The sequence below is a fragment of the Enterobacter sp. JJBC genome (assembly GCF_036936505.1).
GTDB classification, from domain to species: Bacteria; Pseudomonadota; Gammaproteobacteria; order Enterobacterales; family Enterobacteriaceae; genus Enterobacter; species Enterobacter hormaechei_C.
This window is the reverse complement of the sequence record NZ_CP136935.1, coordinates 4,446,005-4,469,375: the sequence shown is the minus strand read 5'-3', so window position 1 is coordinate 4,469,375 and position 23,371 is coordinate 4,446,005. Positions and strand designations below refer to the sequence as shown.

Below are 23,371 nucleotides of genomic sequence, written 5' to 3'. Positions count from 1 at the left end.
GGAAGCGCGATGGAGAGTAAACGTCTGGACAGTGCCGCGCAGGCGGCGGGAATTAGCCTCAGTTACATCAATGCGCACGGCAAACCGCAGTCTATTGGTGCGGACACCAAAAGACGTTTGCTGGATGCCATGCACAAAACCGACGCGAAAGCGTCGGGTGCGCCGGTGCCGAACGTGAAGGTCTTTACCGCGGGCAAAAAGATGCCGCTGGCGGTGGAAGGGCGTGGCGAGTTCAGCTGGCTGCTCACCACCGAAGAGGGGCATCAGCACAAAGGCCATGCCACCGGCGGCAAAACCCTTAACCTTCCGGCGAAGCTGCCGGAGGGCTACCACACGCTTACGCTTACCCGGGACGACCAGCGTTTTCACTGTCGGGTGATCGTGGCGCCAAAGCGTTGCTATGAGCCGCAGGCGCTGCTTGAAGGCAAAAAGCTGTGGGGCGCCTGCGTGCAGCTCTATACCCTGCGTTCGGACAGCAACTGGGGCATTGGCGATTTTGGCGACCTGAAAAAGATGCTGGCATCCGTGGGCGAGCGCGGCGGCGCGTTCATCGGCCTCAACCCGATCCACGCCCTCTATCCGGCCAACCCGGAAAGCGCCAGCCCGTACAGCCCGTCGTCCCGCCGCTGGCTGAACGTGATTTATATCGACGTTAACGCGTTAGACGATTTCAAAAACAGCAAAGAGGCGCAGGCGTGGTGGAAGCTTGAGACCACCCAACAGATGCTGAAACAGGCCCGCGATGCGGACTGGGTCGATTATGCCTCCGTGACCGCGCTGAAAATGGCGGCTCTGCGTCTGGCATGGAAGGGCTTTGCGAAGCGTGACGACGAGCAGATGGCAGCCTTCCGCCAGTTTGTGATGCAGGAAGGCGAGAGCCTTTACTGGCAGGCAGCGTTTGATGCGCTGCACGCTTATCAGGTGCAGGAGGACGAGATGCGCTGGGGCTGGCCGGTATGGCCGAAAGCGTATCAGTCCGTGGATACCCCGGAAGTGAAGGCGTTCTGTGAGACGCATGCCGACGAGCTGGATTTCTATCTCTGGTTGCAGTGGCTGGCGTACAGCCAGTTTGCCGCCTGCTGGCAGGTGAGCCAGGGCTATAACATGCCGATCGGGCTGTATCGCGATCTGGCCGTCGGCGTGGCGGAAGGCGGGGCGGAAACCTGGTGTGACCGCGAGCTTTACTGCCTGAAAGCTTCGGTGGGTGCGCCGCCGGATATTCTGGGCCCGCTTGGTCAGAACTGGGGCTTACCGCCAATGGATCCGCACGTGATGGCGGCGCGTGCCTACGAGCCGTTTATCGACCTGCTGCGCGCTAACATGCAGAACTGCGGCGCGTTGCGTATCGACCACGTGATGTCCGTGCTGCGCCTGTGGTGGATCCCGTACGGTGAAACGGCTGACCACGGGGCGTACGTGCAATATCCGGTGGACGATTTGCTCTCAATCCTCGCGCTGGAGAGTAAACGTCATCAGTGCATGGTGATTGGCGAAGATCTCGGAACTGTGCCGGTGGAAATTGTCAGTAAGCTCCGCGACAGCGGCGTCTACTCCTACAAAGTGCTGTATTTTGAAAACGACCATGAGAAAACCTTCCGCGCGCCGAAAGCGTACCCTGAACAGTCAATGGCAGTCGCGACGACGCATGATCTTCCTACGCTCAGAGGCTACTGGGAAAGCGGCGACCTGACGCTCGGCAAAACGTTAGGTCTCTACCCGAATGAAGAGGTTCTGCGCGGGCTATATCAGGATCGCGAGCTGGCGAAGCAGGGGCTGCTGGACGCGCTGCATAAACATGGTTGTCTGCCGAAGCGCGCCGTGCATAAGGCGTCGCTGATGTCGATGACGCCAACGCTTAATCGTGGCTTACAGCGCTATATTGCCGACAGCAACAGCGCATTGCTCGGTCTGCAACCGGAAGACTGGATTGATATGGCGGAGCCGGTAAACATCCCCGGCACCAGCTATCAATACAAAAACTGGCGACGCAAACTGTCCACAACGCTTGAAGCGATGTTCGCCGATGACGGGGTGAACAGGTTGATTAAGGATTTGGACAAGCGCAGAAGAGCGGTGGGTAATAAGCGGTAGTTTCACCCTCACCCTAACCCTCTCCCAGAGGGAGAGGGAATAGAATGTAGGCCGGGTAAGCGTCAGCGCTACCCGGCTTTTTACATCAAACCACCATATTCAACAGCAGCACCCCGACCAGACCGCACACCGAAATAATGGTTTCCAGCGCGGACCAGGACTTGATGGTTTCACCGATGGTCAGGTTGAAGTACTCCTTGAACAGCCAGAAGCCCGGATCGTTCACGTGGGAGAAAATCACGCTGCCCGAACCGACCGCGATAACCATCAGTTCAGGGCTGACGCCCGTCGTGGCAATCAGCGGTGCCACGATGCCGCCTGCGGTAATCGCCGCAACGGTCGCAGAGCCCAGCGCAATACGCAGAACGGCGGCGATAGACCACGCCATCAGCAGCGGAGAGACGTTGGTTTCGTGCATCATGGCAGCGATGTATTTATCCACGCCGCTGTCGACCAGCACCTGCTTGAACGCGCCGCCGCCGCCGATGATCAGCAGCATCATGGCGATGATTTTGATGGAAGAGGTCAGCGTATCGTTGATCTGATCCATGGAGCGACCGCGGTTAAGACCGAAGGTAAACATCGCAATCAATACCGCAATCAGCGTTGCCATTACCGGGTCGCCCAGGAACTCCGCAACGGACAGGAACGCGTGACCTTTCGGCAGAACCATCTCTGCTATGGCACGCATCGCCATCAGGATCACCGGTACCAGTGAGGTCCAGACGCTGACGCCAAAGCCTGGCATCTCTTCTTCAGTAAAGGTTTTGGCGCTGTACAGCCCTTCCGGGATAGGCTTATCGATGCCTTTCAGGAAGCGCGCATACACCGGGCCTGCCAGAATCACCGTCGGGATCGCCAGAATCGTACCGAACAGCAGGGTTTTACCCATATCGGCGTGGAAGATGGTGGCGATAGCCGTTGGACCCGGATGCGGCGGCAGGAAACCGTGGGTGACGGACAGCGCCGCAGCCATCGGCACACCCACGAACAGCAGCGGAATGTTGGCGGCAGCGGCGATGGTGAACACCAGCGGCAGCATCAGAACGAAGCCCACTTCATAGAACAGCGCGAAACCGACGGTAAAACCGGTTAACACCACTGCCCATTGAATGTTCTTCTTACCAAATTTGTCGATCAGCGTGGTGGCAATACGCTGTGCGCCACCGCAGTCCGCGAGCATTTTACCGAGCATGGCGCCGAAGCCCATGATCAGCGCCAGGCTGCCGAGCGTACCGCCGACACCGGCTTTAATGGAGCTGATAACTTTAACCAGCGGCATTCCCTGCATCAGACCGACTGCAAGTGCCACCAGAACCAGAGCGATAAATCCGTTCATTTTGAAGCGGATCATCAAGAGCAGTAATAACACAACACCGATAGCGACGATGACTAATGGCATGATTGACCTGGCCTTTGAATTGTTATGGGTAACGTCATTGTTTCAACGACAAATTCCGGTTGTCCCAACTGGGAACAGAGTGTTAACGGCACTCATACTGATGCCTGCGAAAACGTTAAGTTTAGTCGGCTGTTATAAGGGTGTTGAGTGCCCACGAGAATGATACGGGTAACATGACGTGATTGAGAATCACCCAGGGAGGCAAAATTTGAATTATGAGACGCAGGTCAACATATAGAGGGGGAGGCAAGAAAATGTAGGCCCGGTAAGCGCAGCGCCACCGGGCAATACAGACGGGCACTGAATCAGTAGTAGGAGTGCTCGCCGCGCTGGTGCTCAGTCAGATCGCGCACGCCTTTCAGTTCCGGGAATTCGTTCAACAGCTGCTTCTCGATCCCTTCTTTCAGGGTGACATCGACCATGGAGCAGCCGTTACAGCCGCCGCCGAATTGCAGGATCGCCAGACCATCTTCGGTGATTTCCATCAAGGAAACACGTCCCCCGTGGCCGGCCAGCTGCGGGTTGATCTGCGATTGCAGCAGATATTCCACACGCTCCATCAGCGGGGCATCGTCAGAGACTTTACGCATTTTCGCGTTCGGCGCCTTCAGCGTCAGCTGAGAACCCAGCTGGTCGGTGACGAAATCAATCTCCGCATCTTCAAGATACGGCGCGCTCAGCTCATCAACGTACGCGGTGAGCTGTTCAAATTTAAGGGCAGTGTCAGTTGCTTCCACGGCATCCGGAGGACAATAAGAGACACCACATTCTGCATTCGGAGTGCCTGGATTGATCACAAACACGCGGATCTGCGTCCCTTCTTCCTGATTTGCCAGCAGTTTGGCAAAGTGCGCTTGTGCAGAATCGGAAATACGGATCATAGCTTTGGCCTAATAGTTGACTAAATTACCTGGGTATAATCATACGCCCATTGAAGAAGGGCTACAAGGTACGGCACAGACACCATACCTGAACTGACGCGGCGCCGCTTTGCAAAAGCAGTCGGGAAAGTTCAGCCACGGTACTGCCCGTGGTGACGACATCATCCACAATCGCGATATGGAGGCCGTTGACCGGCAATTCAAGGCGAAAGGCGTTTTTCAGGTTCCTTTTGCGCGACCGGGCGTTGAGCCGGTGCTGAACGGCAGTGGCATGAGTACGTTTCAGTGCAGAGGCGGGGTACCGGCAACCCAGCCAGTGGGCGAGCGGACGACACAGCAGGTCGCTTTGATTGTATCCCCGCCGCCAGTGGCGGCGCTGAAACAGTGGGACGTTCACAAGCGTGTCGACCGGCGGCAGTCCTCGCGTTCTTCGCGCCTGCAATACCGCCAGTAATAACAGGCGTGCCAGCGGCTGCGCCAGCGCGATCTGGCTGGAAAATTTGAACTGATGAACCAGACGACTCAGCGGCAATACATAATCATCCACCGCCACCAGCGCGCTCCACGGCGGCGCTTTTTTCAGGCATCGGCCGCAGGGAAGCGTCTGGCTGACGGCAGGCAAGCCGCATTGCGGACAGCCCTTCAGGTAACCCAGCGCTCGCGTGCAAACGGAACAGACGCCCCACGCGCTCATCGCAAGTGGCATTCGGCATAGCCAGCACAAGCCGGGCACTGTTAGCATACGCAACCTCCATGTGAAAAAAGAGAACGTTAACTGATGAAGACGCTGTGGTGGCAGACCGTTGGGACGGGAAATTGTCATCTTGTGCTGCTGCACGGATGGGGACTGAACGCCGAAGTGTGGCGTTGCATAAGTGAGGAACTGGCCTCGCAATTCACGGTACACCTGGTGGATCTACCGGGCTATGGCCGTAGCCACGGCTATGGCGCGATGACGCTTGACGACATGGCGGAGCAGGTTCTGGAAGCGGCGCCGCAAAAAGCCGTCTGGCTCGGCTGGAGCCTGGGCGGGCTGGTGGTAAGCCAGATTGCGCTGCGCCATCCTGAGCGGGTCCAGGCGCTGATCACCGTTGCCTCATCACCCTGTTTCAGCGCCCGCGAGGCGTGGCCGGGCATTAAACCCGAGGTGCTGGCCGGGTTCCAGCATCAGCTGAGCGAAGACTTCCAGCGGACGGTGGAGCGTTTTCTGGCGCTACAAACCATGGGAACAGAAACCGCCCGTCAGGACGCACGGACGTTGAAGCAGACGGTGCTTTCTCTGCCGATGCCGGAGGTTGAGGTGCTGAACGGTGGACTGGAGATCCTGAAAACGGCCGATCTGCGCGAGCCGCTGGCGTCGTTAACGGTGCCGCATCTGCGTATTTATGGCTATCTGGATGGACTGGTTCCGCGCAAGGTGGTTCCGCTGCTGGATGCGCTGTGGCCGGAGAGTAAATCAATGGTGGTTGCCAAAGCGGCACATGCGCCGTTCATCTCTCATCCTGCTGAGTTTTGTTCGGCGCTGTCCGGTTTTATCAGCGAAGCGTCCACCACTCCCTGAGACAGGCTTTACCTTCAGGACAACTCTTGCAACTGCCGGACAGACAACCGTCCGGCTCTTCCTGAATGCGCACGGCTTTCCCCATCGCCTCCAGCCTTTCCAGCATGGCATCGATCATCGGCTGCGGCGTATGCAGGCTGAGGCTGAGCTGCTTCGCCTCCATTCGTCCCTGTAACGCCAGTAAGTCACGAACCTGAATCAACGATGCCATCTTTTTCCCCTCAGTGACAGTCGCCTGCTGGGCTGTTACAGCAGGTCGTTGGGGTTTTGCGCGTTGCCAGCAGGTTAACGTCAACGCGGCTACGCGCCCGGCGCAGCAGGCCAATCACCATTACGTTAAACAGGATCACCGCGAGGATACAGACCAGGCTGTAGCGCGGATGCTGGCTGTAATTGACGGCCTGATAAAACACGGTCGCCAGCGAGTAGGCAATGTTCAGCCCCCACAGAATGGAGAAGCCCATCCAGCCGCGGCTGGACTCACGGGCAATGGCGCCCATGACCGAGATGCATGGAATATAGAGCAGGACGAAGATCAGGTAGCTGTAGGCCGCCGACGCGCTGCCAAATTTCTGGCCCATCACGTCCATTGCTCCGGTCGCCATTTCGCCATCGCCTTTGCTGGCTTCAATCGGGTTCGCCAGTACGCTCAGGCTGAAGGTGTCTTTCAGGCTCTGCCAGGTCTCTTCCACCGCGCCAAGCAGTTCATCGCCGAGGTTGAACGCTGCCGGGTTGAACTCCTCTTCCTGGATGTTTTCCGCGGTGTAAAGCGTGTTCAGGGTGCCGACAACCACCTCTTTTGCCATCGCGCCGGTGAACAGGCCCACGGTTGCCTGCCAGTTGTCTTCCTGAACGCCAATCGGTTTGAAGACCGGCGTAATGATCCGGCTGACGGAGGCCAGGGCAGAGTCATTAATGTTGTCCGCGGCCTGGCCGCTCAGGGTGAAGCTGTTCAGGGCGCTCAGGAAAATGCTGACCACCACAATCACCTTACCGGCGCGCAGAACGAAGCCCTTCAGGCGCTGCCATGTCTGAATAATCAGGCTTTTCAGATGCGGAACGTGATAAACCGGCAGTTCCATCACGAACGGCGACGCTTCGCCACGCATGATGGTGTGCTTCAGCATCAGGCCGGTGAGAATAGCCATCACGATACCCAGCACATACAGGGAGAAGACGGCCAGCGCCCCTTCCTGACCAAAGAACGCCGCGGCAAAGACCGCGAAGATCGCCAGCCGCGCGCCGCAGGACATGAACGGCGCCATCATGATGGTCATCAGGCGTTCGCGCGGGGCATCCAGCGTACGCGCGCCCATGACTGACGGCACGTTGCAGCCAAAACCGACAATCAGCGGCACGAACGATTTGCCCGGCAGCCCCAGCGCCTGCATCAGGCGGTCCATTACGAAGGCCGCGCGCGCCATGTAGCCGGAATCCTCAAGGAAGGAGAGGAACAGGTACATCATGCCGATCTGCGGCACCAGCGGCAGGACGGTGTTGATCCCGCCGCCGATCCCCTGCGCAAGGAAGATGGTCAACCATTCCGGGAAGTGGAGGGTGTAGCCCAGCCACTGAATACCGTGCACGAAGATAGCGACAGAGCCGCCATCAAAGATAGGTTGTAATGCACCGCCGATGTTAATGGCGAGCAGGAACATCACGTACATCACCAGTAAAAAGATCGGCAAACCTAGGAAGCGGTTGAGCACAATCTTATCCACGGCGGCGGTGAAGCGGCTGGGTTCAGCGGTTAATGCATTGCTGACCACGTCACAGATAGCGGCGATGGCCTGATAGCGCGCATCCGCAATATGCAGAGCGGGATCGTCCAGCTCGTCGCTCAGGCGAGCCTGCGCGACGCCCAGCTTATCCGCCGCATCGCCTGCGTAGGCGCGGCTGTAGATATCGCCTTCCAGCATTTGCAGGCCAAGCCACAGACGTTGTCTGGCGGGCATGCTGTTGTCCATCTCCTGCGCCAGTTGCCCGGCTTCGCGCAGCAGCGGCTGGGCGTAGTGGACCAGTTCGACGTCGGCATTGCCCGTGTGGCGGTCAATCGCCAGCTTCAGGGCGTCAATGCCGCGTGCGCGGGTAGAAACCAGCGGAACCACCGGGCAGCCCAGGCGTGCGGAGAGGGCATCGACGTCGATGCGCAGCTTTTGCTTCTCGGCGATGTCGAGCATGTTAAGCGCCACGATGCAGGGAATACCCAGCTCCAGCAGTTGTAACGTGAGATACAGATTTCGTTCGAGATTGGAGGCATCCACCACATTGATGAGCAGATCCGCGTCGCCGCTCAGAATATAGTGGCAGGCAATTTGCTCATCGAGTGAGGTCTGGGATGAAATCGTGGTGAGTGAATAGGTCCCCGGTAAATCAACCAGCGTGACCTGATTATCTGTTGTAGTGAACTGGCCCTCTTTGCGTTCAACCGTTACGCCTGCCCAATTTCCCACACGCTGGCGTGCGCCGGTTAACTGATTAAATAAGGTTGTCTTGCCGGAATTAGGATTGCCAATTAAGCCAATAGTTAATTTTTTCATTGTAATAGACTCACTGAAACCGCTGGCTTGTTAACGGGATAAAGATTCAACTTCAATTAATGCGAGGTCTTTTTTACGCAGAACCAGATTAACGCGTCGGGTTTCGATATGAACAGGATCGCCCAACGGCGCAACGCGCACCACCTGGAACGATGAGCCGGGTAGCATGCCCAGGGACAGCAGCTTCTGCCGATAGGCCGGGCTTATCTCACGGGTAAAACCGATAATTTTCCACGCACTGTCTGGAGTGAATTGCATAGCGCCTGATTCCACGAGAGGTTAAATAATCTACACTGCGATGATAATGAGAATAGTTTTTATCAGCAATAATAAAAATGTGACGGGATGTTGTTAATCGTATTAATTTGCGGTCTGCTTGACCTTGCTCAATATTTGCGAAATTGAGGTGAAAATAAAAAGAAGGCTATTTGTTAATGAGGTGATAATTCGTGGTTTAAATATGGATACAACTTATTTATTTTAATTCCCTGCGGCCTGCTTGCCGGGCGGCACTGCGTTTGCCCGGCCTACAAAACCGTAGGCCCGGTAAGCGTCGCGCCACCGGGCATTTACAGTATTAGCGTTTCTTACCCATCGCCGCTGCCAGCGCATCCATCATCGCGCTGTTGCCTGCTGGCTGTGCGTCACGTCCGCGTGGCTTCGCGGCTTTCGCTGCCGGACGCTGCTGTTCACGGCCACCGCCATTACCGCCACGGCGCGCGTTAGTGTCGCCCGGCTGCTCGTCCAGACGCATGGTCAGGGCAATACGCTTGCGCTGGAGATCCACTTCCAGCACTTTCACCTTCACGATGTCGCCCGCTTTGACCACGGTGTGCGGATCTTCAACGAACTTGTCGGCGAGGGAAGAGATATGCACCAGACCGTCCTGATGCACGCCGATATCCACAAACGCGCCAAAGTTGGTGACGTTGGTTACCGCCCCCTCCAGCACCATGCCCGGCAGCAGGTCGTTCATGGTTTCCACGCCGTCAGCAAAGGTCGCGGTTTTAAACTCAGGACGCGGATCGCGGCCCGGTTTTTCCAGCTCTTTGATGATGTCAGTGACCGTCGGCACACCGAACTGTTCGTCGGTGAAATCCACCGCTTTCAGGTTACGCAGCGCGCTGCTGTCGCCCATCAGGTCTTTAAGCGCCTGCTGAGTCGCGGCCAGGATGCGCTCAACAACAGGGTACGCTTCCGGGTGAACGGTAGAGGCATCCAGCGGGTTATCGCCGTGGTTGATGCGCAGGAAGCCCGCGCACTGCTCAAATGCTTTCGGCCCCAGACGGCTCACCTTCAGCAGCTGCTGGCGGTTCTGGAACTGACCGTTCTCATCACGCCAGGCGACGATATTCTGTGCCATCATACGGGTCAGGCCCGCCACGCGGGTCAGCAGGGGAACGGAAGCGGTGTTCAGGTCCACGCCGACGGCGTTAACACAGTCTTCCACTACCGCATCCAGCTTGCGCGCCAGCTGCGTCTGGCTCACGTCGTGCTGATACTGGCCCACACCGATGGATTTCGGGTCGATCTTCACCAGCTCCGCCAGCGGATCCTGCAAACGACGGGCGATAGAGACCGCGCCGCGCAGGGAAACGTCCAGATCCGGGAACTCCTGCGCTGCCAGCTCAGAGGCGGAGTAGACTGATGCCCCCGCTTCGCTGACGATCACTTTCTGCGCCGTCACTTTCGGGAACTGCTTCTGCACGTCGAGATAGAAACGTTCGGTTTCGCGGGACGCCGTACCGTTACCGATGGCAACCAGCTCAACGTTGTACTTCTCGCACAGCGCGGCGACGACGACAGCCGCTTTCGCTGCCTGACCGGTGTGCGGGTAAATGGTGTCGGTGGCAACGAGCTTGCCGGTGCCGTCAACCACGGCCACCTTCACGCCGGTACGCAGACCCGGATCGAGACCCATGGTGGCGCGCAGGCCAGCTGGCGCAGCCATCAGCAGGTCGTGCAGGTTACGGGCGAAGACGTTGATCGCTTCGTCTTCGGCGCGCTCGCGCACGGTGCCCATCAGCTCGGTTTCGAGGTGCATCAGCACCTTGATGCGCCAGGTCCAGCTCACCACGCCTTTGCGCCAGCTGTCCGCCGGGGCGTTGTTCAGGCGCAGGCCCAGATGGTCGATAATGATCTGCTCGCAGTGGCTCTCTTTAGGCGGCTCGTCAAACTGCGGATCGGCATTCAGGGAAAGTTGCAGCACGCCTTCGTTACGGCCGCGGAACATCGCCAGCGCGCGGTGAGACGGCGCGGTAGAAATGGGTTCGTGGTGATCGAAATAGTCGCGGAATTTCGCGCCTTCTTCCTCTTTGCCGGACACCACGGTGGAGACGATATGCGCGTTCTTCCACAGGTAATCACGCACTTTGGCCAGCAGCGCCGCGTCTTCGGCGAAGCGCTCCATCAGAATATAGCGAGCACCGTCCAGCGCGGCTTTGGTGTCTGCTACGCCTTTATCGGCGTCGATAAACTTGGCGGCTTCGGTTTCCGGATCGTGAGACGGCTCGTTCCACAGCAGATCGGCCAGCGGCTCAAGGCCGGCTTCGATCGCAATCTGCCCGCGCGTGCGGCGCTTCGGTTTGTACGGCAGATAGAGGTCTTCGAGTTCGGTTTTACTCAGGGTACCGTTAATGGCTTTTTCCAGGTCACTGGTCAGCTTGCCCTGCTCGCCGATAGATTTGAGGATCGCCTGACGTCGGTCTTCCAGCTCGCGCAGATAGCCCAGACGGGTCTCAAGGTTTCGCAGCTGCGTGTCATCCAGACCGCCGGTGACTTCCTTACGATAACGTGCAATAAACGGCACGGTGTTCCCTTCATCAAGCAGGCGAACGGCAGCTTCTACCTGTTCGGCTCTGGCCTGAAGTTCACCCGCAATAATGCGGCAGAGCGACTCTTTCATCATGGTCAGTTCATCTTGTGGATCGAAAATCAGGGGGATAGTTATACGGGCTGACACCAAAAAATGCCAGCCGGGGAGGGCGCTCTCGGACTATTTAACATACACGATTTCGTTGACGTACCAGCTTGCTTCACCTGCGGGCGTCTGGACAACGGCTAAATCGCCCACCTCTTTTTTCAGCAGGGCGCGGGCCATGGGTGAATCGATAGAAATGTAATCCTTACGACCGAAAATTTCATCATAGCCGACGATACGAAAACGCAGGGTATCGCCGTTGTCGTTTTCAATTTCGACCCACGCGCCGAAGAACACTTTACCTTCCTGCTGCGGGGAGTAATCGACAATTTTGAGATTCTCGAGACACTTCGTCAGGTAGCGTACCCGGCGATCGATTTCGCGCAGTCGCTTTTTATTGTACTGATAGTCCGCATTCTCGCTGCGGTCGCCCAGGCTTGCGGCCCAGGTGACTTTTTTGGTCACTTCCGGACGCTCTTCGCGCCACAGGTAATCCATCTCTTTTTTGAGTTTCTCGTACCCTTCGCGGGTGATTAGAGGCGTTTTCATGGTGCAGCCTTTAATGCCGGTTAACTGTCTTTGCGCACAATACGTAGCGCACAGTGTAACAGACAAGATTAATAATGATTTATGTGATGAAATGAACAGATAAGCTGCTGTTAAATATGCTTTGTAACAATTTCGTCTAGAATTTATACCAGAATTTGCTGGTCGAACCCGTGCACTTTTTTAGAATACGCTGTTCCAGGCTTATCCGAACCTTTGGGAGTACACACAATGCAAGAGAACTACAAAATTCTGGTCGTAGATGACGACATGCGCCTGCGTGCGCTGCTGGAACGTTATCTGACCGAGCAGGGCTTCCAGGTTCGTAGCGTCGCGAACGCGGAACAGATGGATCGTCTGCTGACGCGTGAATCTTTCCACCTGATGGTGTTGGACCTGATGCTGCCTGGCGAAGACGGGCTCTCTATTTGCCGCCGTCTGCGCAGCCAGAGCAACCCGATGCCGATCATCATGGTGACGGCGAAGGGTGAAGAAGTCGACCGTATTGTCGGCCTTGAGATTGGCGCTGATGACTACATTCCAAAGCCGTTTAACCCGCGTGAACTGCTGGCGCGTATTCGCGCCGTGCTGCGTCGTCAGGCGAACGAACTGCCGGGCGCGCCATCTCAGGAAGAGGCCGTCATTGCATTCGGTAAGTTCAAGCTGAACCTCGGCACCCGTGAGATGTTCCGTGAAGATGAGCCAATGCCGCTCACCAGCGGTGAGTTCGCGGTGCTGAAAGCGCTGGTCAGCCACCCGCGTGAGCCGCTCTCCCGTGACAAGCTGATGAACCTGGCGCGTGGTCGTGAATACTCCGCGATGGAGCGTTCTATCGACGTGCAAATCTCTCGTCTGCGTCGTATGGTGGAAGAAGATCCGGCGCATCCTCGTTATATTCAGACCGTTTGGGGTCTGGGCTACGTGTTTGTCCCGGACGGCTCTAAAGCATGAGGCGAATGCGCTTCTCGCCGCGAAGTTCGTTTGCCCGCACGCTGTTATTGATCGTCACCCTGCTGTTTGTCAGTCTGGTGACGACCTACCTGGTGGTGCTGAACTTTGCAATCCTGCCGAGCCTCCAGCAGTTTAATAAGGTGCTGGCATACGAAGTGCGTATGCTGATGACCGACAAACTGCAACTGGAGGACGGCACGCAGTTGGTTGTTCCCCCGGCGTTCCGTCGGGAAATCTACCGTGAGCTGGGCATTTCTCTCTACTCGAACGAAGCGGCGGAAGATGCCGGCCTGCGCTGGGCGCAGCACTATGAATTCCTCAGCCAGCAGATGGCGCAGCAGCTTGGCGGCCCGACGGAAGTGCGCGTTGAGGTCAATAAAAGCTCGCCGGTTGTCTGGCTGAAAACCTGGCTGTCACCCAACATCTGGGTGCGTGTTCCGCTCACCGAGATTCATCAGGGCGACTTCTCACCGCTGTTCCGATACACCCTGGCGATCATGCTGCTGGCCATCGGCGGCGCATGGCTGTTTATTCGTATCCAGAACCGACCGCTGGTCGACCTGGAGCATGCGGCATTACAGGTCGGTAAAGGTATTATCCCACCGCCGCTGCGCGAGTATGGCGCATCGGAAGTGCGCTCGGTAACGCGTGCGTTTAACCACATGGCGGCAGGCGTTAAACAGCTGGCGGACGACCGTACGCTGCTGATGGCCGGGGTCAGCCATGACCTTCGCACGCCCCTGACGCGTATCCGGCTGGCGACGGAGATGATGGGCGAGCAGGATGGTTATCTTGCAGAGTCCATCAACAAGGATATCGAAGAGTGTAACGCCATCATCGAGCAGTTTATCGATTACCTGCGCACCGGGCAGGAGATGCCGATGGAGATGGCGGATCTGAATGCGGTTCTGGGCGAAGTGGTTGCTGCCGAAAGCGGCTACGAACGTGAAATTGCGACCGACCTTCAGGCAGGTGAGATTCAGGTACGTATGCACCCGCTCTCCATTAAACGCGCGGTGGCGAATATGGTGGTCAACGCGGCGCGCTACGGCAACGGCTGGATCAAAGTCAGCAGCGGTACGGAACTCAACCGCGCCTGGTTCCAGGTGGAAGACGATGGCCCGGGCATCAAGCCTGAGCAGCGTAAGCACCTGTTCCAGCCATTTGTGCGCGGCGACAGCGCGCGCAGCACCAGCGGAACCGGCTTAGGCCTGGCGATTGTGCAGCGTATTGTGGATAACCATAACGGACTGCTGGAAATTGGCACCAGCGAGCGGGGTGGTTTGAGCATTCGTGCGTGGTTACCGGTGCCGGTTTTACGGGGTCAGGTGAAAGAGAGTTAAAAAAGGGTGGGGCCTGATGCCCTCACCCCGGCCCTCTCCCACGGGGAGAGGGAAAAAACATTAAAAAAGGCAACTTTCGTTGCCTTTTTGCTTTTACCTACAGCTTCGGTCCAGCACTCACCAGCGCAGCACCCGCCGGGGTGTCGGTATACTTCTCGAAGTTTTCGATAAACAGTTTCGCCAGCGATTCAGCCTTCTCACGCCACTGTTCCGGTGAACCGTAGGTGTTACGCGGATCCAGGATACGCGTATCCACGCCCGGCAGCGCTGTTGGGATCGCCAGATCGAACATCGGCAGCGTAAAGGTCTCGGCGTTATCCAGCGAACCATCCAGAATCGCGTCGATGATGGCGCGTGTATCTTTGATGGAGATACGTTTGCCCGTACCGTTCCAGCCGGTGTTTACCAGGTATGCCTGGGCGCCGGATGCCTGCATGCGTTTCACCAGCACTTCCGCGTACTGCGTTGGGTGCAGCGACAGGAACGCCGCGCCGAAGCAGGCGGAGAAGGTTGGGGTTGGCTCGGTCACACCGCGCTCGGTACCCGCCAGTTTAGCGGTAAAGCCGGAGAGGAAATGGTACTGCGTCTGGCTGGCGGTCAGGCGGGAAACCGGTGGCAGCACGCCGAATGCATCTGCGGTCAGGAAAATCACCTTCGTGGCGTGACCCGCCTTCGATACCGGCTTGACGATGTTCTCGATGTGGTAGATCGGGTAAGAGACGCGGGTGTTTTCGGTTTTAGACGCATCGTCGAAGTCGATAGAGCCATCGGCACGCACGGTGACGTTTTCCAGCAGCGCATCGCGGCGAATCGCGTGGTAGATATCCGGCTCTGCCTCTTCCGACAGGCGAATGGTCTTCGCGTAGCAGCCGCCTTCAAAGTTAAACACGCCGTCATCATCCCAGCCATGTTCATCGTCGCCAATCAGACGACGTTTTGGATCGGTGGACAGCGTTGTTTTACCGGTGCCGGAAAGGCCGAAGAACACTGCTACATCGCCTTTTTCCCCGACGTTCGCCGAGCAGTGCATGGAGGCGATACCGCGCAACGGCAGCAGGTAGTTCATGACCGAGAACATCCCTTTCTTCATTTCGCCGCCGTACCAGGTACCGCCGATCAGCTGGATACGCTCGGTCAGGTTGAAGGCGATAAAGTTTTCGGAGTTCAGACCCTGCTCTTTCCACTGTGGGTTGGTGCATTTCGCGCCGTTCATCACGATAAAGTCAGGGGTGAAGTCTTGCAGTTCTTCATCAGTTGGACGAATGAACATGTTCTTCACAAAATGCGCCTGCCAGGCCACTTCGGTGATAAATCGTACGGAGAGACGGGTGTCGGCGTTAGCGCCGCAGAACGCATCAATAATAAACAGACGCTTGCCGGAAAGCTGATGGGTGACAAGTCCTTTCAGATGCTGCCAGGTTTCCGGGGAGAGCGGTTTGTTATCGTTCTTCCCTTTGCCCTTATCAGCCCACCACAGCGTATCGCGGGTGGTGTCGTCTCGGACGATATACTTATCTTTCGGCGAACGACCGGTAAAAATACCCGTATCGACGGCGATAGCATCCAGGTTCGTCAACACACCACGCTCGTATCCTTCCAGTGCCGGATTGAGCTCTTCCTGATACAGCGTATCGTAATCGGGGTTGTAGACCACTTCCTGGACGTCGTGAATACCATAAGCCTTGAGATCTTGCGGGGTTAAACCATTAACACGCATATCACTGCTCCTTAGCCAATATGTACTGCCTGAAATTGTAGGGTTTTTCTGGGGATGTTAACCGCGACGGGGCTCATAGATTTACGTATCTGGTCAAAACCCTTACTAACGGAAAACGCTGCGACTCCAGTCACAGGGCGGGCAGATTATCGCAGGAATCGCTTTTTGGATGGGGAAAATGTTCTTAAAAGGTTAATCTCTGGTGAATTTATCCAGAAGAATGTGAATGTAATCGCATACATGTAAGAAAATTACGTAAGGGTTACACTGGGAAAACGATTCAGGTCTCTTGGGTCAGCTATTTTCAGAGTTTGAGGTGGGGGCCAGAGTTTTGCTTTGATGAGACAATAGATTTTTCATGAACAAGGGATGAGAAATGGAAAACCGTGAGACGTTATCCGCTTTAACGCGCGTAGCCGTCGTGCTGGCGGGGGCTCTACAGGGCGTAATTTGCTATGTAATCATGTGGTATATCGAGTACGCAAAATTGCCATCGGATACGCTGTGGCTGATGTGTGTAGTACCTGCCACCGTGGTAATGACAACCACGTTGTCGCTTGCCATGACGTCATTCAGAAAGCCATTTTTGTGGCTGTCACTCGGGATGATTGGCGCGGCAGTCGCGGGGATGGGCGGCTGGCTTAAGTGGAGCGTTGCAGGACTCGAAAGCTGGAATCTCAGAGATGAGATGCTCGTTTTCGGCTTTCATCTGCTGCTGATGACGCTGTTCGTGTTGCCATGGCTTCAGCGGCGTCTGGATCCCGTCCCGACTACCTCGTTCTACAGCGACTTTTATCAACGAAACTGGCATAACGCGCTGACACTGCTCATTATTTTTGTTTCGAATGGTCTCTTCTGGCTGGTGCTTTTCCTCTGGGCCGAGCTTTTCGAACTTATCGGCATCGGCTTTTTTGATCGGCTTTTCTTTCATTCTGACGGGTTTATTTCAGTGGCGATTGGCGTGGTTTCAGCCAGTGCGGCCGTGCTCACGCGTATGCAGGTAAGGTTAATCCTTGCCCTGCAAAATCTGCTGACCCTCATCGCCACCGGTCTGCTTCCCCTGATGGCGGCGCTGGCGCCGCTCTTTATTGGCGCGTTGCCTTTTGTCGGCTTTGAATCCATTTCAGCCAGAATATCCGCCGCGGGCTTGCTGACCACCTTAGCGCTGCTGCTGTTATTCCTGGTGACGATAGTGTGGCATCCACAGCGTCAAACACTGCCTTACTATGCCCCGCTGCGAGGGATGATTCGCCTCGCTGTGGCTATCGTACCCGCGTATCCGGTTCTGGCGGGGTGGGCGCTGTGGCTACGCATTTCGCAATACGGCTGGTCACCCGAGCGTCTGTACGGGGTATTGATAACCATCGTGGCGCTGGTCTGGGCGATCGGTTTTTGCGCCAGCGCTCTGATTCAGCGCCGTGAACCGCAGAAGATCCATGCGTACGTCATCCCGGCGACCGGGCTGCTTTCCCTCATTTTCCTGGCGTTGATCCATACCCCCGTGCTGGATCCGTGGCGAATAAGTGTCGCAAGCCATATGGCCCGCTATCAGGACGGCAGAATAACTGCGGATCAAGTCAGCCTGTATATGCTCAGTAACGCTGGACGAAAGGGGCGGGAGGCGATGCTCACGCTGCAAAACGATCCGCAGTTTATCTCTAACCCAAAACGCCAGCGTGAAATAAATGGTCTTCTCTCCAGGAACGCTGGCGGAGCAGGTAAGATGACCGCCGCGATGCTGGAAAAACAGGTCCAGCTCGCACCGGGAATGGCTCGTCCTGATAAGACATTGTGGCAAGCCATGCTCAGCAATCATTATCGCTTCGAGAGCTGCGATAGCGCCCAGAGTAATTGTTTACTTATGCCGCTGGATCTTAACAGCGACGGCAAGCCGGAAGCCGTGCTATTTCAATTTACCGATCGCACGATCGTGGCTTACACACAAACTAACACGGGCTGGAGGATCGCCGGGGACGCGTGGAAAATGCCGGAGGCATTGACCAGAGGAGAACTTGACCGCGCATTAAGGCAGAGGAAAGTGAAATCTGTCGTGAAGCCCTGGGCGGATATTGAGATTTTTGGGGAGCGTGTCGATATGAGCTACGACAGTTACAATAATGCGCAGTGGCGTTAGTGATTTTTCTTGCCGGGTGGCGCTACGCTTACCCGGCCTACAATTAGCAATCATATCAAAAAATTGCACAATTCATTGTAGGCCCGTGCGAGCATAGCGCCGCCGGGCATCAGGCTCAGAGCTTAGTGAACCTGCGGGTCCGCCGGAGAGGCGTTATTGCGGATCTCCGCGATATCCATCGAATTAAACACGTAGTGCGTACCGCAGTAATCACAGTGCATATCGATCTCACCGTCTTCCGCCATGATGCTGTCGATCTCTTCATCCGGCAGCGTTTTCAGGGCGCCAGCACAACGCTCGCGGGAGCAGGTGCACTTAAATTCCACCGCCTGCGGATCGTAAACCGTCACTTCTTCTTCGTGGTACAGACGCCACAGCACGTCGGTCGCCGACAGGGTGAACAGCTCTTCCGCTTTGATGGTTTCCGTCAGCGTTGCCAGATGCTCGAAATCATTGGTCTGCGCATCCTGCGCAGGCAGAACCTGAAGCAGCATACCACCGGCAGCAGGCTGACCATCCACTTCACCGGTGCGGATGAACAGACGGGTTGGCAGCTGTTCGGAACGCATGAAGTAATCTTCCAGGCAGGCGGCAAGCGTGTCGCCTTCCAGACCGACAACGCCCTGATAGCGCTCACCCTCTTCAGGCGAAATCGTGATAACCAGGTAGCCATTTCCGACCAGCGTTTTCAGATCCGCATTTTCAGGGATATCGCCCTGAACGCGCGCCACGCCGCGCATTTGCTGCTGGTTATTACCGTTGATCACCGCCAGCGACATCGGGCCATCACCCTGCAACTGAACGGTAATATCGCCAGCGAACTTCAGCGTGGCGGTCAGCAGGCTGGTGGCAACCAGCAGTTCGCCCAACAGGGTTTTCACCGGCAGCGGGTAGTTGTGGTTTTCCAGAATCTGTTTCCAGGTTTCGGATACGGTGACCAGCTCGCCGCGCACGGCGAATTGTTCAAACAGATAGCGGTGTAATTGGTCGTGTTGGGCCATTTTCATCTCTCGTGCAGGTGAGGGTTACTCGCTCTCACCGTGTTTAAATTTCATCAGATCGCGGCGCTCTTTTTTATCCGGTCGCCGGTCCGGGTGAGGCATAGTTAGCGCGTTCATTTTGCGCGCCAGCGCGGTTTTCTCGCGCTTCTCTATGCTTTCGGCCGTCTCTTCATACAGCAAAACGGCTTCGGTTGCGGGCCGCCGTTGTTCGGTAATGGCTTTCACCACCACCGTTTTCTCATCGTTGCCCTGGCGAAGCGTTAACGTGGCATTCAGTTCAACCAGCTTGCTCGGTTTGCTGCGCTGACCGTTGTAATGCACCTTTCCGCCGTCAACCATTTCACGGGCAAGGGCGCGCGTTTTGTAAAAACGGGCGGCCCACAGCCATTTATCCAGTCTTACCCCATCAGAGGGTTTTTCTTTCATGGCGTCTCCTTCACGGTGAGTGAGGGGATCATCCGGCGATAGTCGTTCAGCCCCGGATGTCGCAGATAGCTTTTTTCAGCCAGGCCGGAATCCGGATTAGTCACGCCCAGACAATAGCGAATGCCAAAAGCGGCCGCAGAATCCAGAATCGGCTCGCTGTCGTCAATAAACAGCGTGCGTTCCGGCTGTAAACCGGTTTCTTCTACCACGGCATGCCACAACCGCTGATCCTCTTTCGGATAACCAAATGTGTGGGTGGAAAGCAATAAATCAAGGTGCGAAGCAAGACCGGTATGTTCCAGCTTCACGGCCAGGTTATGGGGATGCGCATTTGTCAGCAAAATACGGCGCTTACCGCAGGCTTTCAGCGCGTCCAGGAACGGGACCGTATCTTCGCGCAGTACGGCGCGTGCGCCCTGGGCGGTGGTCATGGCACAAATATCCAAACCGAGTCGCTCGCTCCAGTAGTCAAGACAGTACCAGTTTAGCGTATGCTGCACCGCGCTATATTGCGAACGAATGAATTCCTGCGCTTCTGCCGGGGAGATCCCCTGCTGTTCACCGTAAGTTTCCGGGACCAGCTTTTGCCAGAAATAGTTATCAAAGGCGAGATCAAGCAGCGTGCCGTCCATATCAAGCAGGACGGTATCGACCGCCTGCCAGTCGATATTAAGATGCATAAGGGGGAACTCCAGCCAGAAGAAACGTGCGCGACAGGGTAGCACAACTTGTCGCGCAGGGACGTTATCCGATCAGGCTCTCAGAAGAGGAGATCAGTTTCGGGTTAAGGCAATTTTCGTAGTAGGCCTGGATTTCTGCCAGCCGCGTGCGGGAACGCTGATAGCGGCGTACGGCCTGATAACCGTTCCAGACGATGCACGCCAGCATCGCAATCAGCAGCAGGGATGTCCCTATATAGCGCCACAGGCCAGCGCTATCCGGCATACGGTGCAGGCCAATATGACGCGTGCCGTTGGCGTCGGTGAAGAGGGTGGTGACGATCCCTTCCGCGCTGAATGGCGTCTGCATCAGCATCTGCGCCAGACGCTGGAATTCGCTCCACTGCTCCTGGGCAGGATAGTCATACAGCGAAACCTGCGGATAAGGTTGATCCACCAGGTCGCTGCCTTCATCGCTGGCAATCACAAAACCGCCCGGCGCCGGGCTGTTAAGCGCCTGGGCGGCACGGGTGGTTTCACGCATCACGAAGGGGGCGGTAGAGGTCGCCACCAGATTATCCAGCGACTCGGCGCTGACCGGACGCAGAAGCACGTTCACACCGTCCAGGCGTCCCGCTTCGGCGCGTTTCACCAGCGCGTCCCAGTCTTTGCTGTTGCCGAGGTTGACCAGCGCGTTCTTCAGCCGGATACAGTCATCCTGGGCGGAACAGAGATCCTCTGTTTTCAGGACGATTTCGCCAAAGTCATCCAGCAGCACCATGCCCGACTTCTGAATAGCCGAACGCAGGGCAGGGCTGACGCGAGAATCATCATCCGGTTTTGGATGGAGCTGGCGATTAATCGTCTGGGTGAGCGCAGTGGCCTTATTGACCACATCCGATTCCGGCAGCGGCAGCGGAGAGGCGTCATTCCAGATGATCTGAGAGCAGTCGAACGGCGCGAACGGCGAGTTCTGGCGCGTGTTCCAGGCACCCGGTGAGTGGATATTACACATCCCGGTGCCTTTCAGCCGCAACGTATCCCCCACGCGTACACCCGCTTCTTCGAGCTGCTGTACGCTGGTGGCTTCCACGGTTTGCGCCCCTTTGATCCATGACAGGGTAAATTTAATTGGCATATCCAGCGGCACGAAAAGCAGCAGCATGAGGAAGATTAACGCGGCGCCACCGGCAATCACCGCGCTGCGAAGCCAGTGCTGAAGCGGGAAGTTTTTTACTTCGTCGTGCAGGGATAAGTAACGTCCCTGGCGTACAACGTGGCGGTCGAGATAGATATCAATATCCGTTTTGTGGCCCAGGTCCTGCGCAATCCACGGCTGCCAGTGGCGTGGATAGATAAGATCGATGATCCCGAGCGAGATATTGTTGATATGTTCCTGATCGTTCTCACCGAACAGTCCCCAGCGTTTTGGGGTTCCGCGCAGGCAGTGAATTTCGCGTAATGACGTTTTTGCCGGCGGGGCAAATATGCCCCACAGCCCGGCGGCCAGAAGCAGTACTGCGCCACCCGCGAGCCACGGAACAAACACGTCCGGCGTCAGCAGGCAGATGAAAAAGAGCAGGAACGAGACGACAATCAGCACCGCTTCGCGAATGCCATCCGGGCGGCTCAGGACGTACTCTTCATGCGTTTCCTGGCGGATGTTGAGCAGTTCAATCTGCTCTGTCTCTTCACCACGAATAGAGGCCTGCGTTCCGCTCGCGCGTTCCAGCGCAAAGCGTGGCGCTTCCTGAACATATTCGCTCAGAGTATGACCATTGAGGGAGATAACCAGCGGCAGCGTATCGGTATGGATGAGCTCGACGCTGTTTTCGTCGTTAATATACTGTTCCCAGAAGGGAGGCAGGTGTACTTCAACAGAGTCGAGATAGTAACGCCATTTGTTGGGATCGTCGGTTGTGATGCCATAGCGGGTAATGGAGCGCGTCACGCACAGAACGGTGTCGCTTTGGGCGTTCAGGTTGAGCGATACGGGGGCGGCGCTGGCGCCGGTAGGGCCAGGCGAAAGCCGGGATCGGTTCAGCGTGTCGAGATACTGCTCAACGGTGCTGCGTTCCTCTGGCGAAAGCTTGCGCGTGTTTGCTCCGGCGAACGCGTTTAAAAAGGGCAGCCGATAACGGCGATGTACGCGGCGCCTGAATACCCACACCGCAATCGACGCGCAGGCCAGCACAGCAGCGAGAAAAATCAAAATGGTGCTCATGCTTTCCCCATCTTACTTATCTTCTTACAGGTGTTGTCAGTCGCACCTTTTGTACAATGAATGAGATTCTGTGGTCGGCTATCGGCAAGTATGGAGTCTAACTTGAGCATGTTGACGCGCATCCCAGTGACCGGTAATGATAACAAAGCCTGTTCCGGCGCGATATCAGCAAATTCCTGGAAACATTTCAACCTCTTGACATTTGTTTTGAAATGAGAATCGCATTCAATTACGTTGCATAAATGTAAATAAAGAGCAATTGACATTGCCGAAACCGTGCGGCGTATCGCACAATAAAGCCAGTTCACCCAGCAAAGACCCGTCAAGATGACCAAACCCTTACAAAAGCCCACCATTCTGAATGTTGAAACCGTCGCGAAATCGCGTCTGTTTAATGTCGAAAGCGTGGATCTGGAGTTCAGCAACGGTGTGCGTCGTGTTTATGAGCGTATGCGCCCCTCCTCGCGTGAAGCGGTGATGATAGTGCCCATCGTCGACGAGCATCTGATCCTCATTCGTGAATACGCTGTGGGCACAGAATCCTACGAGCTGGGCTTCTCCAAAGGACTGATCGATCCGGGCGAAACGGTGTTTGAAGCGGCAAACCGGGAGCTGAAAGAAGAGGTCGGCTTTGGCGCGAAAGAGCTGACGTTCCTTAAAAAGCTGAGCATGGCGCCGTCCTATTTTTCCAGCAAAATGAACATCGTTGTCGCGGAAGATCTCTATCCTGAATCGCTGGAAGGAGACGAGCCGGAACCGCTGCCGCAGGTTCGCTGGCCGCTGGCTCATCTGATGGATTTGCTGGAAGATCCTGACTTTAACGAGGCACGCAACGTGAGCGCACTGTTCCTGGTACGAGAGTGGCTGAAGGGGCAGGGGCGTTTGTAGCGCCACCATTAAAAACGGCAACCGAAGGTTGCCGTTTTGCATTGACGTTGTAGGCCGGGTCAGGCGTAGTCGCCACCCGGCTTTTTT

At 56.4% G+C, this 23,371-nt stretch carries 19 protein-coding genes; 6 read left to right on the top strand and 13 right to left on the bottom strand.

Annotation, left to right across the window (positions count from 1 at the left end; all coding sequences use genetic code 11):
- The first annotated feature begins 9 nt into the window (after positions 1 to 9).
- Positions 10 to 2,091 carry a 4-alpha-glucanotransferase gene (gene malQ / locus RY075_RS21560; protein ID WP_338627953.1) on the top strand — a complete coding sequence of 694 codons (2,082 nt, stop codon included), beginning with the start codon at positions 10 to 12 and terminating at the stop codon, positions 2,089 to 2,091.
- An 85-nt stretch (positions 2,092 to 2,176) separates the two neighbouring features.
- On the opposite strand, the gene gntT is transcribed toward malQ, so the two are convergent.
- The 3 genes from gntT to gntX form a co-directional block, all read right to left on the bottom strand.
- Positions 2,177 to 3,493: a gluconate transporter gene (gntT, locus tag RY075_RS21555; RefSeq protein ID WP_017384145.1), complete on the bottom strand. Its 1,317-nt coding sequence runs from the start codon at positions 3,491 to 3,493 to the stop codon at positions 2,177 to 2,179.
- 305 nt (positions 3,494 to 3,798) lie between these two features.
- The gene (gene nfuA / locus RY075_RS21550) at positions 3,799 to 4,374 is read right to left on the bottom strand and encodes a Fe-S biogenesis protein NfuA (RefSeq protein WP_003861601.1); all 576 of its coding nucleotides are present in this window, start codon (positions 4,372 to 4,374) and stop codon (positions 3,799 to 3,801) included.
- Positions 4,375 to 4,435: 61 nt separating this feature from the next.
- The gene (gene gntX, locus RY075_RS21545) at positions 4,436 to 5,116 is read right to left on the bottom strand and encodes a DNA utilization protein GntX (RefSeq protein WP_003861603.1); all 681 of its coding nucleotides are present in this window, start codon (positions 5,114 to 5,116) and stop codon (positions 4,436 to 4,438) included.
- A 36-nt stretch (positions 5,117 to 5,152) separates the two neighbouring features.
- Here gntX and bioH point away from each other — a divergent pair, with 36 nt between their 5' ends.
- Entirely contained in the window at positions 5,153 to 5,935 is a 783-nt protein-coding gene (bioH, locus tag RY075_RS21540) for a pimeloyl-ACP methyl ester esterase BioH (RefSeq protein ID WP_003861604.1), read from the top strand.
- Here bioH and feoC read toward each other — a convergent pair.
- The 5 genes from feoC to greB all read right to left on the bottom strand — a co-directional run bounded on the left by feoC (position 5,910) and on the right by greB (position 11,944).
- Positions 5,910 to 6,146 carry a [Fe-S]-dependent transcriptional repressor FeoC gene (gene feoC, locus RY075_RS21535; protein ID WP_017384148.1) on the bottom strand — a complete coding sequence of 79 codons (237 nt, stop codon included), beginning with the start codon at positions 6,144 to 6,146 and terminating at the stop codon, positions 5,910 to 5,912. The genes bioH and feoC overlap by 26 nt on opposite strands.
- A 10-nt stretch (positions 6,147 to 6,156) precedes the next feature.
- Entirely contained in the window at positions 6,157 to 8,475 is a 2,319-nt protein-coding gene (gene feoB / locus RY075_RS21530) for a Fe(2+) transporter permease subunit FeoB (RefSeq protein ID WP_325773928.1), read from the bottom strand.
- Between the two features lie 30 nt (positions 8,476 to 8,505).
- On the bottom strand, positions 8,506 to 8,733 hold the full coding sequence (gene feoA, locus RY075_RS21525) for a ferrous iron transporter A (protein WP_003861611.1): 228 nt from the start codon (positions 8,731 to 8,733) through the stop codon (positions 8,506 to 8,508).
- Between the two features lie 319 nt (positions 8,734 to 9,052).
- Entirely contained in the window at positions 9,053 to 11,383 is a 2,331-nt protein-coding gene (locus RY075_RS21520) for a Tex family protein (RefSeq protein ID WP_109948885.1), read from the bottom strand.
- A gap of 87 nt (positions 11,384 to 11,470) precedes the next feature.
- Positions 11,471 to 11,944, bottom strand: a complete 474-nt coding sequence (gene greB / locus RY075_RS21515) for a transcription elongation factor GreB (protein ID WP_003861614.1) — start codon at positions 11,942 to 11,944, stop codon at positions 11,471 to 11,473.
- Between the two features lie 228 nt (positions 11,945 to 12,172).
- On the opposite strand from greB, the gene ompR reads away from it, so the two are divergent.
- Positions 12,173 to 12,892 (top strand): two-component system response regulator OmpR, encoded by a 720-nt coding sequence (gene ompR, locus RY075_RS21510; RefSeq protein ID WP_001157751.1) that lies wholly within the window; start codon positions 12,173 to 12,175, stop codon positions 12,890 to 12,892.
- Positions 12,889 to 14,235, top strand: coding sequence for a two-component system sensor histidine kinase EnvZ (gene envZ, locus RY075_RS21505; RefSeq protein ID WP_003861615.1), 1,347 nt, complete (start codon positions 12,889 to 12,891; stop codon positions 14,233 to 14,235). The genes ompR and envZ overlap by 4 nt, the downstream gene beginning before the upstream one ends.
- Before the next feature lie 97 nt (positions 14,236 to 14,332).
- On the opposite strand, the gene pckA is transcribed toward envZ, so the two are convergent.
- Positions 14,333 to 15,952: a phosphoenolpyruvate carboxykinase (ATP) gene (gene pckA, locus RY075_RS21500; protein ID WP_338627952.1), complete on the bottom strand. Its 1,620-nt coding sequence runs from the start codon at positions 15,950 to 15,952 to the stop codon at positions 14,333 to 14,335.
- A gap of 376 nt (positions 15,953 to 16,328) precedes the next feature.
- Between pckA and RY075_RS21495 the strand changes: the two genes are divergently transcribed.
- The gene (locus RY075_RS21495) at positions 16,329 to 18,086 is read left to right on the top strand and encodes a DUF4153 domain-containing protein (protein ID WP_232967674.1); all 1,758 of its coding nucleotides are present in this window, start codon (positions 16,329 to 16,331) and stop codon (positions 18,084 to 18,086) included.
- A 122-nt stretch (positions 18,087 to 18,208) separates the two neighbouring features.
- Here RY075_RS21495 and hslO read toward each other — a convergent pair whose 3' ends face one another.
- The 4 genes from hslO to RY075_RS21475 form a co-directional block, all read right to left on the bottom strand.
- The gene (hslO, locus tag RY075_RS21490; RefSeq protein WP_006812239.1) at positions 18,209 to 19,093 is read right to left on the bottom strand and encodes an Hsp33 family molecular chaperone HslO; all 885 of its coding nucleotides are present in this window, start codon (positions 19,091 to 19,093) and stop codon (positions 18,209 to 18,211) included.
- Positions 19,094 to 19,111: 18 nt separating this feature from the next.
- Entirely contained in the window at positions 19,112 to 19,513 is a 402-nt protein-coding gene (gene hslR, locus RY075_RS21485) for a ribosome-associated heat shock protein Hsp15 (protein WP_003861618.1), read from the bottom strand.
- Positions 19,510 to 20,193, bottom strand: coding sequence for a GMP/IMP nucleotidase (gene yrfG, locus RY075_RS21480; protein ID WP_003861619.1), 684 nt, complete (start codon positions 20,191 to 20,193; stop codon positions 19,510 to 19,512). The genes hslR and yrfG overlap by 4 nt, the downstream gene beginning before the upstream one ends.
- 64 nt (positions 20,194 to 20,257) lie before the next feature.
- Positions 20,258 to 22,396 (bottom strand): intracellular growth attenuator family protein, encoded by a 2,139-nt coding sequence (locus RY075_RS21475; protein WP_003861620.1) that lies wholly within the window; start codon positions 22,394 to 22,396, stop codon positions 20,258 to 20,260.
- A gap of 327 nt (positions 22,397 to 22,723) precedes the next feature.
- On the opposite strand from RY075_RS21475, the gene nudE reads away from it, so the two are divergent.
- A complete protein-coding gene (gene nudE, locus RY075_RS21470) occupies positions 22,724 to 23,284 on the top strand; it encodes an ADP compounds hydrolase NudE (RefSeq protein WP_003861622.1) in 561 nt (186 codons plus the stop codon).
- Positions 23,285 to 23,371 lie beyond the last annotated feature (87 nt).

What these genes read in the sequence shown, in the direction of transcription:
- malQ (WP_338627953.1), top strand. Translation starts at nt 10, where the DNA reads ATGGAGAGTAAACGTCTGGACAGTGCCGCGCAGGCGGCGGGAATTAGC.
- gntT (WP_017384145.1), bottom strand. Translation starts at nt 3,493, where the DNA reads ATGCCATTAGTCATCGTCGCTATCGGTGTTGTGTTATTACTGCTCTTG.
- nfuA (WP_003861601.1), bottom strand. Translation starts at nt 4,374, where the DNA reads ATGATCCGTATTTCCGATTCTGCACAAGCGCACTTTGCCAAACTGCTG.
- gntX (WP_003861603.1), bottom strand. Translation starts at nt 5,116, where the DNA reads ATGCTAACAGTGCCCGGCTTGTGCTGGCTATGCCGAATGCCACTTGCG.
- bioH (WP_003861604.1), top strand. Translation starts at nt 5,153, where the DNA reads ATGAAGACGCTGTGGTGGCAGACCGTTGGGACGGGAAATTGTCATCTT.
- feoC (WP_017384148.1), bottom strand. Translation starts at nt 6,146, where the DNA reads ATGGCATCGTTGATTCAGGTTCGTGACTTACTGGCGTTACAGGGACGA.
- feoB (WP_325773928.1), bottom strand. Translation starts at nt 8,475, where the DNA reads ATGAAAAAATTAACTATTGGCTTAATTGGCAATCCTAATTCCGGCAAG.
- feoA (WP_003861611.1), bottom strand. Translation starts at nt 8,733, where the DNA reads ATGCAATTCACTCCAGACAGTGCGTGGAAAATTATCGGTTTTACCCGT.
- RY075_RS21520 (WP_109948885.1), bottom strand. Translation starts at nt 11,383, where the DNA reads ATGATGAAAGAGTCGCTCTGCCGCATTATTGCGGGTGAACTTCAGGCC.
- greB (WP_003861614.1), bottom strand. Translation starts at nt 11,944, where the DNA reads ATGAAAACGCCTCTAATCACCCGCGAAGGGTACGAGAAACTCAAAAAA.
- ompR (WP_001157751.1), top strand. Translation starts at nt 12,173, where the DNA reads ATGCAAGAGAACTACAAAATTCTGGTCGTAGATGACGACATGCGCCTG.
- envZ (WP_003861615.1), top strand. Translation starts at nt 12,889, where the DNA reads ATGAGGCGAATGCGCTTCTCGCCGCGAAGTTCGTTTGCCCGCACGCTG.
- pckA (WP_338627952.1), bottom strand. Translation starts at nt 15,952, where the DNA reads ATGCGTGTTAATGGTTTAACCCCGCAAGATCTCAAGGCTTATGGTATT.
- RY075_RS21495 (WP_232967674.1), top strand. Translation starts at nt 16,329, where the DNA reads ATGGAAAACCGTGAGACGTTATCCGCTTTAACGCGCGTAGCCGTCGTG.
- hslO (WP_006812239.1), bottom strand. Translation starts at nt 19,093, where the DNA reads ATGAAAATGGCCCAACACGACCAATTACACCGCTATCTGTTTGAACAA.
- hslR (WP_003861618.1), bottom strand. Translation starts at nt 19,513, where the DNA reads ATGAAAGAAAAACCCTCTGATGGGGTAAGACTGGATAAATGGCTGTGG.
- yrfG (WP_003861619.1), bottom strand. Translation starts at nt 20,193, where the DNA reads ATGCATCTTAATATCGACTGGCAGGCGGTCGATACCGTCCTGCTTGAT.
- RY075_RS21475 (WP_003861620.1), bottom strand. Translation starts at nt 22,396, where the DNA reads ATGAGCACCATTTTGATTTTTCTCGCTGCTGTGCTGGCCTGCGCGTCG.
- nudE (WP_003861622.1), top strand. Translation starts at nt 22,724, where the DNA reads ATGACCAAACCCTTACAAAAGCCCACCATTCTGAATGTTGAAACCGTC.